15 protein-coding genes are annotated in these 15,085 nt (G+C 71.0%); 6 read left to right on the top strand and 9 right to left on the bottom strand.

Features of this window, described 5'->3' with window-relative positions:
• Positions 1-7: 7 nt before the first annotated feature.
• Both BLW75_RS09945 and BLW75_RS09950 read left to right on the top strand, forming a co-directional pair.
• Positions 8-745 carry a S1 family peptidase gene (locus BLW75_RS09945; protein ID WP_034311715.1) on the top strand — a complete coding sequence of 246 codons (738 nt, stop codon included), beginning with the start codon at positions 8-10 and terminating at the stop codon, positions 743-745.
• A 95-nt stretch (positions 746-840) separates the two neighbouring features.
• Positions 841-1,620 (top strand): exodeoxyribonuclease III, encoded by a 780-nt coding sequence (locus tag BLW75_RS09950; RefSeq protein WP_034311712.1) that lies wholly within the window; start codon positions 841-843, stop codon positions 1,618-1,620.
• A gap of 71 nt (positions 1,621-1,691) precedes the next feature.
• On the opposite strand, the gene BLW75_RS09955 is transcribed toward BLW75_RS09950, so the two are convergent.
• The 5 genes from BLW75_RS09955 to rpe all read right to left on the bottom strand — a co-directional run bounded on the left by BLW75_RS09955 (position 1,692) and on the right by rpe (position 5,387).
• A complete protein-coding gene (locus BLW75_RS09955) occupies positions 1,692-2,135 on the bottom strand; it encodes a PH domain-containing protein (RefSeq protein WP_034311883.1) in 444 nt (147 codons plus the stop codon).
• Positions 2,136-2,152: 17 nt separating this feature from the next.
• Entirely contained in the window at positions 2,153-2,659 is a 507-nt protein-coding gene (ribH, locus tag BLW75_RS09960) for a 6,7-dimethyl-8-ribityllumazine synthase (RefSeq protein ID WP_034311710.1), read from the bottom strand.
• Complete coding sequence (locus BLW75_RS09965) at positions 2,656-3,930, bottom strand: bifunctional 3,4-dihydroxy-2-butanone-4-phosphate synthase/GTP cyclohydrolase II (protein WP_198935733.1); 1,275 nt, start codon at positions 3,928-3,930, stop codon at positions 2,656-2,658. The genes ribH and BLW75_RS09965 overlap by 4 nt, the downstream gene beginning before the upstream one ends.
• 53 nt (positions 3,931-3,983) lie before the next feature.
• Entirely contained in the window at positions 3,984-4,607 is a 624-nt protein-coding gene (locus tag BLW75_RS09970) for a riboflavin synthase (protein ID WP_034311704.1), read from the bottom strand.
• A gap of 111 nt (positions 4,608-4,718) precedes the next feature.
• The gene (gene rpe, locus BLW75_RS09975) at positions 4,719-5,387 is read right to left on the bottom strand and encodes a ribulose-phosphate 3-epimerase (RefSeq protein WP_034311703.1); all 669 of its coding nucleotides are present in this window, start codon (positions 5,385-5,387) and stop codon (positions 4,719-4,721) included.
• 145 nt (positions 5,388-5,532) lie between these two features.
• Between rpe and BLW75_RS09980 the strand changes: the two genes are divergently transcribed.
• The 3 genes from BLW75_RS09980 (at position 5,533) to BLW75_RS09990 (ending at position 8,687) form a co-directional block, all read left to right on the top strand.
• Entirely contained in the window at positions 5,533-6,768 is a 1,236-nt protein-coding gene (locus BLW75_RS09980; RefSeq protein WP_034311700.1) for a sensor histidine kinase, read from the top strand.
• The gene (locus BLW75_RS09985; RefSeq protein WP_034311699.1) at positions 6,765-7,424 is read left to right on the top strand and encodes a response regulator transcription factor; all 660 of its coding nucleotides are present in this window, start codon (positions 6,765-6,767) and stop codon (positions 7,422-7,424) included. The genes BLW75_RS09980 and BLW75_RS09985 overlap by 4 nt, the downstream gene beginning before the upstream one ends.
• Positions 7,425-7,571: 147 nt before the next feature.
• The gene (locus BLW75_RS09990) at positions 7,572-8,687 is read left to right on the top strand and encodes a serine hydrolase domain-containing protein (RefSeq protein ID WP_034311696.1); all 1,116 of its coding nucleotides are present in this window, start codon (positions 7,572-7,574) and stop codon (positions 8,685-8,687) included.
• Here the strand turns inward: BLW75_RS09990 and BLW75_RS09995 are convergent.
• The 4 genes from BLW75_RS09995 to ggt all read right to left on the bottom strand — a co-directional run bounded on the left by BLW75_RS09995 (position 8,684) and on the right by ggt (position 13,539).
• Complete coding sequence (locus BLW75_RS09995) at positions 8,684-9,190, bottom strand: flavoprotein (protein ID WP_034311693.1); 507 nt, start codon at positions 9,188-9,190, stop codon at positions 8,684-8,686. The two genes, BLW75_RS09990 and BLW75_RS09995, sit on opposite strands and share 4 nt — an antisense overlap.
• A complete protein-coding gene (locus BLW75_RS10000) occupies positions 9,187-10,623 on the bottom strand; it encodes an RsmB/NOP family class I SAM-dependent RNA methyltransferase (RefSeq protein WP_091597262.1) in 1,437 nt (478 codons plus the stop codon). Before BLW75_RS10000 ends, BLW75_RS09995 begins: the two co-directional genes overlap by 4 nt.
• Complete coding sequence (gene fmt, locus BLW75_RS10005; protein WP_034311690.1) at positions 10,620-11,546, bottom strand: methionyl-tRNA formyltransferase; 927 nt, start codon at positions 11,544-11,546, stop codon at positions 10,620-10,622. The genes BLW75_RS10000 and fmt overlap by 4 nt, the downstream gene beginning before the upstream one ends.
• Before the next feature lie 181 nt (positions 11,547-11,727).
• Positions 11,728-13,539: a gamma-glutamyltransferase gene (ggt, locus tag BLW75_RS10010; RefSeq protein ID WP_034311688.1), complete on the bottom strand. Its 1,812-nt coding sequence runs from the start codon at positions 13,537-13,539 to the stop codon at positions 11,728-11,730.
• A 97-nt stretch (positions 13,540-13,636) separates the two neighbouring features.
• On the opposite strand from ggt, the gene BLW75_RS10015 reads away from it, so the two are divergent.
• Positions 13,637-15,016, top strand: a complete 1,380-nt coding sequence (locus BLW75_RS10015) for a pyroglutamyl-peptidase I (RefSeq protein ID WP_167373485.1) — start codon at positions 13,637-13,639, stop codon at positions 15,014-15,016.
• Positions 15,017-15,085: the final 69 nt, after the last annotated feature.

Here is a 15,085-nt window from a genome sequence, read left to right on the forward strand (position 1 = left end):
CTGCACCGTGAGCCGTCTTCGTACGCTGGGCGCCGCCACCCTCGCCGCCGCAGCCCTCACCATGACCGCCGGCGCGGTCGCCTCCGCGGGCACCCCCACCGGTGTCCAGCCCAACATCGTGGGCGGCGGCACCGCCCCCACCGTGAGCTGGGGCGCCCAGATCTACGTCAACACCCCGGGCCGTCAGTGGGACGGGTTCAACTGCTCCGGCAGCGTCATCGCCCAGCGCTGGGTCCTGACCGCCAAGCACTGCCTCGACTCCGACGGCAGCGGCATGCGGGTCCGCGTCGGCAGCAACCAGCTCCAGGGCGGCCGTGAGATCGCGGTCGACCGCAAGGTGTCCTCGCCGAACGGCGCCGACATCTCGCTGCTGCACCTGGCCTCCGACGCCGGTGTCACGCCGATCAGCCTCACCAGCTCGAACCCGCCGGTCGGCAGCACCAACCAGCTCTACGGCTGGGGCCGCGAGACCCCGACCGGCCCGCCCGCCTCGGCGCTGAAGGTCGCCAACGTGCGCGTCACCGGTACCTCGCGCGACGCCTACGGCGGCCCGGCCATCCAGAGCGTCGGCATCAACGGTTCGGCGTGGAAGGGCGACTCGGGCGGCCCCCAGGTCTACAACGGCGTCCAGGTCGGTGTCGCTTCGACCGTGCAGAACCAGAGCGGCTCGAACATCCGCGGCACCAACAACTACGGCAGCGTCGCTTCGGCACGCTCCTGGATCCGTACGACCACCGGGGTCTGACCTCCACCCCGGCCGGGCCCCTGTCGCGACGTGATCCGCCGCGACAGGGGCCCTTTCACGTCAGGGTGTCGGTGGGATGTGGGACGCTCGCGGGCATGCGGATCGCGACCTGGAACGTGAACTCGATCGGGCCCCGGCTGCCGAGGGTGCTGGACTGGCTCGGCTCGGTACAGCCGGACGTGCTGTGCCTGCAGGAACTCAAATGCGGCACCGACGCCTTCCCCTTCGAGGCCGTGAAGGAACTGGGCTACGAGACGGCCGCGTACGGCATCGGGCGCTGGAACGGCGTCGCGATCGTGTCCCGCGTCGGTCTGGACGACGTGACACGGGGCCTGACCGGCGAGCCCACCTTCGAGGACAAGGCCGACGCGCGGGCCATCGGCGCCACCTGCGGCGGGCTGCGGCTGTGGTCGGTGTACGTGCCGAACGGGCGTGACCTGGAGAACCCGCACTACGGCTACAAACTGGCCTGGCTTTCGGCGCTGGAGGCGACCGTGCGGGAGGAACAGGCGCGCGGGCTGCCGTTCGCGGTGCTCGGCGACTTCAACATCGCGCCGACCGACGCGGACGTGTGGGACATCGGCCTGTTCGCCGAGTCGACGCACGTGACCGAGCCGGAGCGGAAGGCGCTCGCCGCGCTGCGCGACCTCGGGCTGTCGGACGTGTTCCCGAGGCCGCTGAAGTACGACCACCCGTTCACGTACTGGGATTACCGGGCGGGGAACTTCCCCAACAACAAGGGAATGCGGATCGACCTCGTGTACGCCGACGCCGTCGTGGCCGGCGCGGTGACGGATTCCTATGTGGACCGTGAGGCGCGGAAGGGGAAGGGGCCCTCGGACCACGCGCCGATCGTGGTGGATCTTTCGCTCTGAGCGGTGGCGTGGTGGGTCCAGTCTCGTGAGTGGTAAGGACGGTTAGAACCGTCCTTACCACTCACGAGAGGTCAGTCTTCCCAGGCCGCCTTGTGCAACTTCCGCAGCGCTCGCACCGCGGCCACCGCGCGTTCCCGGTCCACCGCCTGCACCGCCATGACCGAGTAGTACTCGTCGTCCGGCAGCTCCAGCCGCGCCCACGAGGCCCCGTCCGGGAAGCTCACCGAGAGCACCTCGCTCCACGCGAATTTCTTGGTCATCAGCACGTTCCGGACCTCGATGCCGTCGGCGTCGGCCTTCACGCGCGCGGTCGCGAACAGCATCGTGCCCGCGGCGAGCAGGACGCCGATGCCGATCATCGCCGCCTGGTCTGACGGCTGGAAGATCACGCCGGTGTCCGAGCCGCGCAGCAGGACCGCGACGACCACGAACGTCGTCAGCATGATCACCGCCAGCACCGAGCACATGACCAGGGCACGGCGGGGCCGCACCACCACGACTTCGGACTCCGTCATCACATCCGCCTCGACGCTCACACGAAGCCCCGCTCGGTCCACGGCTGGCGCAGGTTCCGCAGCGCGTGCGCGGCGTCCAGCGCGGCGACCGTCGCTTCGTAGCCTTTGTCCTCGACGGAGCCGGGCAGCCCCGACCGGTCCAGGGCCTGCTGTTCGGTGTCGCAGGTGAGGACGCCGTTGCCGACCGGGGTGCTCTCGTCGAGCGCGACCCTGGTCAGGCCCGCGGTGACCGCGTCGCAGACGTACTCGAAGTGCGGCGTCCCGCCCCGGATGACCACGCCCAGCGCGACGACCGCGTCGTGCGTGCGGGCCAGCGCCTGCGCGGCGACGGGCAGTTCGACGGCGCCCGCGACGCGCACGACCGTCGGCTCTTCCTCCAGGTCGGCCGCCTTGGCCGCCTCGAGGGCGCGTTCCAGCAGTGCGCTCGTGATCTTCGTGTGCCAGCGCGTGGCCACGATCCCAAGCCGGATGTTCTTACAGTCGGACAGGTCGAGCTCGACGTCCGGACGGCCCTCGCCGCTCACCGCGTGCCACCTCCGTTGCCCTGGTCGACCTCGGCGCCGACCTGGTCGAAATGCTCCAGCTGGGACAGGTCGTGTCCCATCCGGTCCCGTTTGGTCTTGAGGTAGCGCAGGTTCTCCGGGTTCGGCGAGATCGGCAGCGACACCCGCCCGCTCACCCGCAGGCCGTAGCCCTCCAGCCCGACCCGCTTGGCCGGGTTGTTCGTCAGCAGCCGCATCGAGCGGACGCCGAGGTCGCACAGGATCTGCGCGCCGGTGCCGTAGTCCCGCGCGTCGGCGGGGACGCCGAGCTGCAGGTTCGCGTCGACGGTGTCCGCGCCGGCGTCCTGCAGCTGGTAGGCCTGCAGTTTGTGCAGCAGCCCGATGCCGCGGCCCTCGTGGCCGCGGATGTAGAGCACGACACCGCGCCCTTCCTTGGCGACCGCTTCCAGCGCGGCCTCCAGCTGCGGGCCGCAGTCGCAGCGCAGTGAGCCGAAGACGTCACCGGTCAGGCACTCGGAGTGCACGCGGACCAGGATGTCCTCGCCGTCGCCGATCTCGCCGTAGACGAACGCGATGTGCTCGATGCCGTCGAGCAGGCTGTCGTAACCGACCGCCCGGAAGGTGCCCGCGTTCAGCGGGATGCGCGCCTCGGCGACCCGCTCGACCTGCTTCTCGGTGCGCCGCCGGTACGCGATCAGGTCGGCGATGGTGATCATCTTGAGGTCGTGGTCCGCGGCGAAGACCTCGAGTTCGTCGCGGCGGGCCATGTCGCCCTCGTCCTTCTGCGAAACGATCTCGCAGAGCACACCGGACGGCGAGAGCCCGGCGAGCCGGGCCAGGTCGACGGCGGCTTCGGTGTGCCCCGGGCGCCGCAGGACGCCGCCCTGCTTGGCGCGCAGCGGGACCACGTGGCCGGGCCGCCGGAAGTCCGACGCCTTGGAACCCGGGTCGGCGAGCAGCCGGACGGTGTGCGATCGGTCGGCCGCGGAGATACCGGTGGTGATGCCCTCGGCGGCGTCGACCGTGACGCTGTACGCGGTGCCGCGCTGGTCCTGGTTCGTGTGATACATCGGCGGCAGGTCGAGCCTGTCCGCCTCGGCCTCGGTCAGCGCCACGCAGACGTAACCCGAGGTGTAGCGCACCATGAAGGCCATCAGTTCCGGCGTGGCCTTCTCCGCCGCGAAGATCAGGTCGCCCTCGTTCTCGCGGTCCTCGTCGTCGACCACGACGACCGGACGGCCCGCCTTGATGTCGGCGATGGCCGCCTCGATGGCATCGGCGTTCACGGCCACCCCGCCTCCACAGGGGGTCAGATCCGCCGACCCCGGAATCGCACTCGTCTCGCTCACGCCCGCTCCTCCGTACCGCCATTGTCCCCCTGCGTGCGCAGGTGCGGCATGGCCAGCTTCTCGACGTACTTGGCGACCACGTCGACCTCGAGGTTCACCAGGTCGCCCGGGGTGTTCCGGCCGAGGGTGGTGAGTTCGAGGGTGGTCGGGATCAGGGCGACGGAGAACTCCTCGTCGGTCACCGAAGCGACCGTGAGGGAGACGCCGTCGACCGCGATCGACCCCTTCTCGACCACGTACCGGGACAGCTTCTTCGGCAGCGCGAACGTGGTGAGTCCCTGCTCGTCGCGTTTGAGGAAGACGCCGGTGCCGTCGACATGGCCCTGCATGATGTGCCCGCCGAGCCTGCCGCCCGCCGGCGTCGCGCGTTCGAGGTTGACCACGTCACCGACGTGCACCTTCGCGAGGCTGGAGCGCTGCAGGGTCTCGTGCACGACATCGACGGTAAACTCACCGCCCGTCACCGCGACCACGGTGAGGCACACGCCACTCACCGCGATGGAGTCGCCGTGCCCGGCGTCGCTGGTCACCAGCGGCCCTCGCACGGTCAGTCTCGCGGCGTTGGGGACCTGCTCGACCGCGGTGACCTCGCCGAGTTCCTCGACAATGCCGGTGAACACTCCTGCTGCCCTCCTCTTGGCTCGCACCGTCGCTGAAACGGTGCTCCCCTCATCCAACACCCATCGGGACCGATTCCTTCTCCTGACCCGACGGCGGATCAAGAGGCGGGATCAGCCGCGGGCGCGGGCCGCCTGCTCGCGCAGCGCCGCGACCGCCTTACCAGGGTCTTCGGCGCCGTAGACGGCGGAACCGGCGACGAAGCAGTCCACACCGGCCTCGGCGGCCTGCTCGATGGTGTCGGCGTTGATCCCGCCGTCGATCTCGACGACGAGCTTCAGGTGGCCGGTGTCGACCAGGCGCCGCGCGGTGCGCACCTTGTCGAGGACGCCTTCGATGAACGACTGACCGCCGAAACCGGGCTCGACCGACATCACCAGCAGCGTGTCGTAGTGCTTGAGGGTCTCGAGGTGGTCCTCGATCGGCGTGTTCGGCTTGATCGACAGCCCGGCCTTCGCCCCGGCGGCGCGCAGGTTCTTCGCCAGCGCGATCGGGTCGTGCGCGGCCTCGACGTGCACGGTGACGTTGTAGGCGCCCGCCTCGGCGTACCCGATGGCCCACTTGTCGGGGTTCTCGATCATCAGGTGGCAGTCGATCGGCACGTCGGTGGCCTTGAGCAGCGACTGCACCACGGGCAGGCCCAGGGTCAGGTTCGGCACGAAATGCGCGTCCATGACATCGACGTGGACCCAGTCCGCGCGGGTCTCCCCCTCCCCCGCGACGGCGCGGATCTCGTCGCCGAGCCGGGCGAAGTCCGCGGAGAGGATGCTGGGTGCGATCAAAGGTCGATGAGCCACGCGCCCGAGTGTAAGAGGGCGCCGCTAACGCCCGCTAACCGGCTGTGACCGGCGTCCCGGTCTGGAGTATGACGCGAAATGGCACCGCAGTGGGAGGTGCGCGCACGCGCCGCCGCATAGCGTTCCGGTCATGGTCAACCCACTCAAGCCCCTGGTCCGGATCGGCAGCTACCGCAGCCTGCCGTTCGGCTTCCTCGGCATGGCGATCACCGCGATCCCGTTCCCGATCGCGCTCATCCCCGCCGTCCTCATCCCGGGCGACGTGCGGGCGAAGGCGCTCTACGGCGTGCTCGCCATGGGCGTACTGGTCGCGCTGGCCGGCTTGCCGGGGCCGATGCGGCGGGTCGGTATCTGGTTCTCCAACCAGATGCTGGGCACCCGGATCGCGCAGCCTCCGCCGAATACGAAGGTCGCCTGGCCGGAGCGCCGGCGCTCGGCCGCCTGGCTGCTCGTGCACACCGCGCTCGGCTGGGTGCTGTTCGGCCTCGGCTGCTTCCTGTTCCTGGGTTTCGTCCTGACGCTGGTATGGGCCGGGGGTGGCGGCAGCCCCATCGCGATCTTCGGTGAAGAGGTGACGATCGAACCCGGCGTCGCCGGAGCGTGGACCTTGCCGATCGGGTTCTTCACGCTCGTGGTGATCGCGTACGTCCTCGCCGGCTTCACCAAACTGTTCCAGTACAGCGCGGTCGCGCTGCTGGGCCCCTCGGCGGCCGAACGCGTCGCCGCCGCCGAAGTCCGGGCGAACCATTTCGAGCAGCGCAACCGGCTGGCCCGCGAACTGCACGACTCCATCGGCCACACGCTGACGACGTCGACCATCCAGGCGGCCGCGGCCGCCGAACTGGTCGATTCCGAACCGCAGTTGGTGCGCCGGGCGCTGGGCACCATCGAGGAGTCGTCCCGTGCGGCGCTCGAAGACCTCGACCACGTGCTGGGCCTGCTGCGGGACGACCGGTCCTCCCGCGAACCCGAACGACGGCTGCTCGAGGCCGGCACGCTGGCCGAACGAGCTCGCGCGGGTGGCGCGGTGATCGACTACGAGCTGACCGGGCCCGCCGCGGAACTTCCCGCCACCCTTTCGCGGGAGGCGTACCGGATCGTCCAAGAAGGACTGACGAACGCGCTGCGGCACGCCCACCCCGGCCCGGTGACCGTGCGGGTCGCGGTGCTCGCCGACGCGTTGCGGATCGAGATCGTGAACCCGCTCGTGGAGCACGCCGTCGCTTCCGGCCGCGGCGGCAACGGACTGCCGGGGCTCACCGAACGTGTCGAAGCGCTGCGCGGCGAACTCGTCGCGGGGCCGGCCGTCGACGGGGAACCGCTGTGGCGGCTGGTGACCACGATCCCGCTACGGTCGCACCCATGACACTGCGGGTCCTGATCGTCGACGACGAACCCTTGCTGCGCGCCGGTTTGCGCTCACTGCTCGGCAACCAGCCCGATCTGACCGTGGCCGGGGAGGCCGGTGACGGCGGCGAAGTGGTCGATCTGGTGCGGCGGACGCGTCCCGACGTGGTCCTGATGGACGTGCGCATGCCCGGGGTGGACGGGATCGAGGCGACCCGGCGGGTACTGGCCGAAATCCCCGAACCGCCGAAGATCCTCGTGATCACGACGTTCGACAACGACGACTACGTCTACGACGCGCTGCTGGCCGGGGCCAGCGGATTCCTGCTGAAGCGGGCGCGCAAGGAGGAGTTCGCGCACGCCATCCGGACCATCGCCGCCGGGGAGACGCTGTTGTTCCCCGACGCGATCCGCCGGATGGTCACCGCGCGACCGGCGCCGTCCGGCCTCGCTCCCCGGCCGTCCTCGCTGACGAAACGGGAGACCGAGGTACTGCGGCTCATCGCCACCGGGAAGTCCAATGTGGACATAGCGGCCGAGCTGGTGATCAGCCTCGAAACCGTCAAGACCCATGTGGGCAACATCTTCGGGAAGCTGGGGGCGGCCAACCGCAGCCAGGCGGTGGTGTTCGCCTACGAGACCGGCATCGTCGCACCGGGGCACAGCCTGCGCTGAGCCTCTCGGCGCGCGGCTCCACGCCCGGTCCCTTCCCTACTGTGAGGGTCGGGAAGGAGGCCTTCACGGACAGGTGGGGCAGCCCCCAGTACGACGCGGGGGTTTACCCCATGGCCACCGCGCCGGAGCCTCCCTAGCTTGGTATCCATGCGAAAATCCTTGCCAGGCAAGAAGATCATCGCCACCGCTTCCCTGGTCGCGCTGCTCGCCGCGACGGCGGCCACCCCGGCGCTCGCCGTGGGCGGAGCCCGTCACGACGTCGACGAAGCGCTGAAAACGCTGGTGCGGGACGGAGTACCCGGCGCGCAGGCGACGGTGACGAACCCGTCCGGGCGGACGTGGTCGGAGCGCGAAGGCGTCGGGAACGTCGAGACCGGGACACCCTTCCCGCACGGTTCGAAGTTCCGGGCGGCCAGTGTCACCAAGACCTTCGTCGCCGTCGTGATCCTGCAGCTGGTCGCCGAGGGGAAGGTGCGGCTGGACACGCCGATCGACCGGTACCTGCCGGGGCTCGTCAGCGGGAACGGCAACGACGGCACGAAGATCACCGTGCGCCAGCTGCTCCAGCACACCAGCGGGCTGTACGACTACGTCCGGGACCTCGACCTCGAAGAGTGGCGCCATCGCGGCGCGGAACCCGGAGAACTGGTGGCGATCGGCCTGGCACATCCTCCGGCGTTCGCCCCCGGGACGAGCTGGGCGTACTCCAACACCAACTACATCATCGCCGGGATGCTCATCGAAAAACTCACCGGCCGCTCCGTCGCCGACGAGATCCGGAGCAGGATCAGCGAACCGCTGGGCCTGCGCGGAACCTCCCTGCCGCAGCGCGGGAACGAAGAGCTGCCGCGCCCGCACGCCAGGGGTTACGCACCCGGGCCCGTCGATTACACCGAATTCGATCCGTCGGCCGCCGGCGCCTCCGGCGGGCTCATTTCGACCGGTGAAGACCTGAACCGCTTCTACGGCGCGCTCGTCGACGGCCACCTCCTGCCGCGCGCGCAGCTGGCGGAGATGCAGCGGACCGTTCCGCGGCCCGGCGGCGTTCCCGGCTCGGACTACGGCCTCGGCATCGGCTCCGTCCCGCTGTCGTGCGGTGGCAGGTTCTGGGGGCACGGAGGGAACATCGTCGGCTACGCGAACCTGTCGGGCGCCGTCCCGCACGGCAGGCGGGTGAACGTCGTGGTGAACCAGAATCCGTTGCCGGACAAGGCGTCGAAAGACCTCGCCAAGGCGCTGGACACCGGGTTCTGCGCCCGCTAGACCGGCGGCAGCAGGTCCAGCACGGAGGTCCACGAGGCCTCCGGGCTGAGCCTCGCGGTGGTGACCCCTGCGGAGACGAGCGTGTCGAGATGGCGCTGCCACGCCGGATGGTGGATCCGCGTGTCCTGGATCTGGTAGCCCAGCACGATCGTGCTGCCCGGCGTGCCGAGGACGTCGCCGAGCAGGGTCAGCGCCTGGTTGTCGGCGATGCCCAGCGCCAGTTTCGCCACGGAGTTCGCGGACGCCGGCGCGAAGAGGAACACCTCGGGGTCCGGATGCGGCCGGGGTTCGCCCGGCAGCCGGGAGGTACTGCGGACCGGCAGCTCGGTGAGCTTCTCCAGCTCACCGATCCCGCCGGTCTTCTCCAGCCAGCGGGCCGCGGTGGGGGTCAGCGTGATCGCGAGCTCCCAGCCGCGGTCCGCGGCCGGTTTCGCGAGCTGCGCGGCGAACCGGGTGTCCAGTCCGCCGCACGAGCTCGCGACCAGGCCGAGGACCCTGCTCACCCGGCGGAGTCCGGCTTCCGCAGGACGGCGCAGAACATCGCGTCCGTACCGTGGCGGTGCGGCCACAACTGCACGTACGGGCCGTTGCCGAGTTGCGGGACCTCCGGGAAGAACTCCCGCGCGTCGACGATCTGGGCACCGGCGCGGCGCGCGGTCTCCCCCACGACGCCTTCGGTCTCGGCCAGATGCGGCGAGCAGACGACGTAGGTGACGACGCCGCCGGGCCGGACCAGGTCCAGCGCCGCGGTGATCAGCTGGCCCTGCAGTTTCGTCAGGTCCGAGATGTCGCTGGGCTGACGCCGCCAGCGCGCCTCGGGGCGGCGCCGCAGCGAGCCGAGACCACTGCACGGCGCGTCGACGAGGACGCGGTCGTAGCCCGGTTCGAGACCGGTCTCGCGGCCGTCGGCGACGTGGACCGTCACCGGCAGCCCCTGGACGGCGTTCTCGATCAGCTTCGCGCGGTGCGGCGCCTTCTCGACGGCGTCGACGGTCGCGCCGCTGATCGCCGCCAGCGCGCCGAGCAGCGCGGCCTTGCCACCCGGTCCGGCGCACAGGTCCAGCCAGCGCTCGTCGGAGCCGGTGAGCGGGACCTTCGTGACGGCGACAGCACACAGCTGGCTGCCCTCGTCCTGCACGGCGGCCAGCTTTTCCTTGATCGGCTCGATGTCACCGGGGTCGCCGGAGCCGGCGGGCATCCGGACGCCGTAAGGCGAGTACGGCGCGACGTCGCCGCCGGTGATGGCGGCCAGTTCGTCGGCGCTGATCTCGCCGGGCCGGGCGACCAGGTGGACGTCGGGGCGGTCGTCGTCGGCCTCCAAGGCCGCCTTCAGCTCAGGCCCCTTGTCCCCCAAGGCTTCCGCGAACGACCGCGCGACCCAGCGCGGATGCGCCGTCCGCAGGGCGTAGGCCCCGATCGGGTCGACGGCCTCGTCGGGGGCCAGCTCGTTCAGCCAGGTCTCTTCGTCCTTTTCGGACACCGAGCGCAGCACGGCGTTCACGAAACCCGCGATCCAGGAACCGACTTCGGCGCGGACGAGGTCCACAGTGGACCCGACGGCGGCGTGCTGGGGGATGCGGGTGCGCAGCAGCTGGTACGCGCCGAGCCGCAGCCCGTCCAGCACGATGGCGTCCACCTTGGCGAGCGGCCGGTCGAGGCAGGCCTCGATGACGGCGTCCAGCATGCCGACCGCGCGGCAGGTGCCGTAGGTCAGTTCGGTGGCCAGCGCCGCGTCACGACCGGAGATCCGGCGGGTGCGCAGCAGCTGCGGCAGCACCAAGTTCGCGTACGCGTCGTCTTCGCGGACCGCGCGCAGGACGTCGAAGGCGACCTGACGGGCCGGGTCGATCTGCGGCGGGCGGCTCGGCCCCTCTTTACGCTGGCCGGGACGGCCGCGATCCGGCCTCGACGGCCGGCGTTCCCTACGCTCGTTCACTGCAGGCGCTCTCCTTGTTCGATCCTCGTACCGCGCGCCCAGTCGGTGGCCGCCATCCGCTTCTTCCCCTGCGCCTGCACCTCGCCCAGCCGCACCGGCTTCGACGCCGTGCCGACCAGGACCCGCTTGCGCTCCACGACCAGTTCGCCGGGCGGAGGGCCCGGCTCGTCGGCGACCGTCACGGGGCCGAGCTTCAGCCGCTCGCCCCGGAACTCCGCCCAAGCGCCCGGTTCCGGCGTGACCGCGCGGATCTGCCGGTCGACGGCGGTGGCCGGGTCGGCGAACGAGACCCGCGCGTCCTCGACGGTCACCTTGGGGGCGTAGGTCACTCCGTCGCCGGTCTGCTCCACCGCGCGCAGCGTTCCGTCGGCGATTCCGTCCATCGTGGACACGAGCAGCTTCGCCCCCGACTCCGCCAGCCTGGCGAGCAGCTCCCCGGCGGTGTCGGTGTCGGCGATCTGCTCGGTGACCACGCCGAAGACCGGTCCGGCGTCGAGTTCCTTGACGATGCGGAAGGTCGAGGCACCGGTGATCTCGTCCCCGGCGCGGATCGCGGCCTGGACCGGCGCGGCGCCACGCCACGCGGGCAGCAGCGAGAAGTGCAGGTTGACCCAGCCGTGCGCCGGGATGTCCAGCGCGGCCTGGGGCAGCAACGCCCCGTACGCGACCACCGGGCACGCGTCGGGCGCGATCTCCGCGAGCCGGGCGAGGAACGCGGGGTCACTCGCCTTCGGCGGGGTCAGCACCTCGATCCCGTGCTCGTCGGCCAGCGCGCCGATCGGCGATCGGACCACCCGGCGGCCGCGGCCGGCCTGGGCGTCCGGGCGGGTCACGACGGCGACGACCTCGTGCTGCTCGGACGCCAAGAGCGCGCGCAGTGACGGGACGGCGGGTTCGGGGGTGCCGGCGAAGACGAGGCGCATCAACGCACCTCCGCCGGGGGGACGGGTACCTCTGACTGGGCGAACATCGCCGCTCAGTCTAGAAGGAGCTCACCACCCCGGCGCGCTCGCTCCACTCGTGGGGGCTGAAGGACGCTTTCCCCGCATGTCATGTGGGGAAAGCGCCCTTCACCGCGTGAGATACGGGGAAAGCGTCCTTCGGCTACCTGGGTGGCCAGGGCAGCACGACGGCCGCCGCGCCGCCACCCCGGCGCGTGGGTTCGGCGGCGGCGAGCCACCGGCCGTCCCGCAGCCGTTCGACACCGGTCGCCGCCCCGATCTCGGCGGGCGTCGTCGAGAAGCCCTGCCCCTTGGCCTTCAGCGCCTTGAGCACCTCGGTCTGGTCCAGGAACGCCTGCTCGACCTGCGCGGCCGTCGAGTTCCGCTGCGAAGCGCGCGGTTCGGCGATGGCGTCGACGAGCTTCAGGCCGCGGTCGATACGGCCGGTGAGGATCTGCAGCACCGTGGTGATGATCGACGCGCCACCGGGCGAGCCGACGGCGAGGAACGGCTTGCCGTGATCGAGCACGATGGTCGGCGCCATCGACGAACGCGGCCGCTTGGCCGGGCCCGGCAGGTTCGGGTCGGGCACGCCCGGCGTCACCGGGGTGAAGGAGAAGTCGGTCAGTTCGTTGTTGAGCAGGAACCCTCGGCCCGGCACGACGATGCCGCTGCCGCCCTCCTGCTCGATGGTCAGCGTGTACGCCACGACGTTGCCCCACCGGTCGGCGACCGTGAGGTGCGTGGTGTTCTCGCCCTCGTACGGCGTCGGCGCGGCGTTCGTCCCCGCCACGCACGGCGTGGGTTTGCGCGGGTCGGCCGGCGCGACCGGGCTGGTCCCGGCCTTCGCGGGGTCGATCAGGCACGCGCGGCTGTCGGCGAACTTCTGGCTGATCAGTTCCTTCGCCGGGACGTCGACGAAGGCCGGGTCACCGATCCACCGGTTGCGGTCGGCGAAGGCGTACCGCGTCGACTCCAGGAAGTAGTGCAGGTAGTCGGCCTTCTCCAGCTTGGAGAGCTTCGTGTTCTCGAGGATGTTCAGCGCCTCGCCGACGGTCAGCCCGCCGGACGACGGCGCGGGCATGCCGTAGACGTCGAGGCCGCGGTACTTCGTCTTGGTCGGCTTCCGCTCGACGACGCGGTACTTCGCGAGGTCGGCCGCCGTCATGTCGCCGGGCCGGACCTTGAGCGTCGACGCGGGGTCCACCGGCGGTTTCCGGACGGTGTCGACGACGTCCGCGCCGATCGGGCCTCGGTAGAGCACGTCGGTGCCCTTGGCGGCGAGCTGGGCGTACGTGCCCGCGAGGTCCGGGTTCTTGAACGTCGTGCCGACCGCGGGCGGCGCGCCGCCGGGCAGGTACAGCGACCTGGTCGACGGGAAGGCCGAGAAGCGGGCGGCGTTGTTCGCGATCTGGGTGGCGAAGGTCTGGTCGACGGTGAAACCCTTGCGGGCGAGTTCTTCGGCGGGTTTGACCGCCTTCGCCAGCGACCTGGTCCCCCACCTGCGCAGGGCTTCGTCCCAGGTGGCGGGTGTGCCGGGCACGCCGACGCTCAACCCGCTGGTCACCGCTTCGGGGAACGGGATCGCCTTGCCGTTTTCGACGAAGAGGTTCTCGTTCGCCGTCGACGGCGCGGTCTCGCGGCCGTCGAGAGTGTGCACCTTGCCGGTGCGCGCGTCGTAGTAGACGAAGAAGCCGCCACCGCCGAAGCCGGCGGAGAACGGGTCGGTGACGCCCAGCGCGGCGGCCGTCGCGACGGCGGCGTCGACGGCGTTGCCGCCCTCACGCAGGATCTTCGTGCCGATCGCGGTCGCGTCCGCGTCGATACTCGACACCGCGCCCAGATAGCCGACGGCGGTCGGCGACTTGGGTGTCGGTGGTGCCGCGGCCGCGGTTCCCGGCGCGGCCGTGCCGACCAGTGCGGCGATCGCGGTGACTGCGGTGATGCGTCCCAGAGTGCTTCTGTGCGCGGCCATGGCGCGAGTCTGCCCCGCCTGTCCACCCCGGACAAGACCCGGCCGGACCTGCGAACGTCGGTAGTGCGGCCCGGCCTCGATGAGAAGAATGCGGTCCATGAAGACACCCGGCAGGCGGTGGAGCGCGCTCCTCCCGCTGCTCATCGTCCTCCCCGTCCTCGCGGTCCCCGGCGTCGCGCACGCCGAAGGCGCCCGCGCCTGCTTCGACGAGTCCGCGGCGATCACCGTCGAGGAGAAACGGCTCACCGCGACCCTGCCTTCCGGCGGCCCGGCGGTCGGTCCGGAGCTGGTCCGGCTCGCCGGATTCGACCGGCTCGTCTCCGACTTCACGACCCGTCTTTGCGCGACGAAGACCGCTTTGCGCGCTGAGAAGCTCGCCGTGACCGCCGGCGATGGGCTCTGGCGGACCGCGGTCGACCGTGCGCAAGGCCGCCGTCCCGATCTCGGCAGCATCGACAAGGCCGACGACCGCCCGCTCTACTGGGCACGCCTGCAGATGAGCAAGGCGCTGCGGGAGTGGACTCCGCGCTTCCCGCTGTCCGCGCCCGCCCGCGCGGAGCTGCTGAAGACGTTCGACTTCGGCGCGCGAGGACTCGACGACGCCCGTTTCCCGTCCGCCCAGAAGCCGCGACGCGTCCTGGTGAGCGGATTCGACCCGTTCACCCTCAACGGCGCGGGCGTCCGCATCGCGAACCCGTCGGGCGCGGCGGCGCTGCACCTGGACGGCAAGGTGATCCAGACCCCGGCCGGGCCCGCGCAGGTGCAGGCCGTCTCGTTCCCGGTGGTGTGGAGCTACTTCGACGCCGGCATCGTCGAGGCGGCCTACGGTCAGGCGTTCAAGGACCGCTTCCGCCGCCCGGAGCTGATCATGACCATCAGCCAGGGCCGCCCCGGCCGCTTCGACATCGAACGCTGGGCCGGCGCCTGGCGCGGCGGGTCGCCGGACAACCTCGACGAGCCCGTCCGCGGCCCGGTCCCGCCCGCCGACGGCTGGCCGCAGCCGGACGTCCAGTTCATCGAAACCACGCTGCCGTACGAAAAGATGCTCGCCGCGCCCGCCGGGGCGTACCAGGTGCTGTACAACCAGGCGTTCTGCGTCTGGCCGGACAGCGGCAACCCAGGAGTGGGAACGGCGGTCTGCCGGACGGACGCGCCGAAGCCCGGCGAGATCGCCGCTTCCGGTGGCGGCGGCAACTACTTGTCGAATGAGTCGATGTTCAGGAGCAACCGGCTCCGGACGGGGCTCGGCCTGACGGGTATCGCGGGCGGGCATCTGCACACGCCCGTCCTCGGCACGCCCGCCGATCCTTCGGCGCTGACCGACGCCGATTTCGAGGCGCGGCGGGCGGCGATCTCCTCGCAGATCGTCACCCTGCTCACCGCCGCACTCGGCGGCACGGCCACCAAACCCGCTTCGCCCGCTCCGGGTGCTTCGGCCCGCGCCGACGTCCTCGCCATCCCCGGCACAACCCTCTGACCCCACGCGATCAGTCACCTGGATGCGGTAGTTCGAGGCCGAACTACCGCATCCGGATGACGAAACGCG

Source organism: Amycolatopsis lurida (assembly GCF_900105055.1).
Lineage (GTDB): Bacteria > Actinomycetota > Actinomycetes > Mycobacteriales > Pseudonocardiaceae > Amycolatopsis > Amycolatopsis lurida.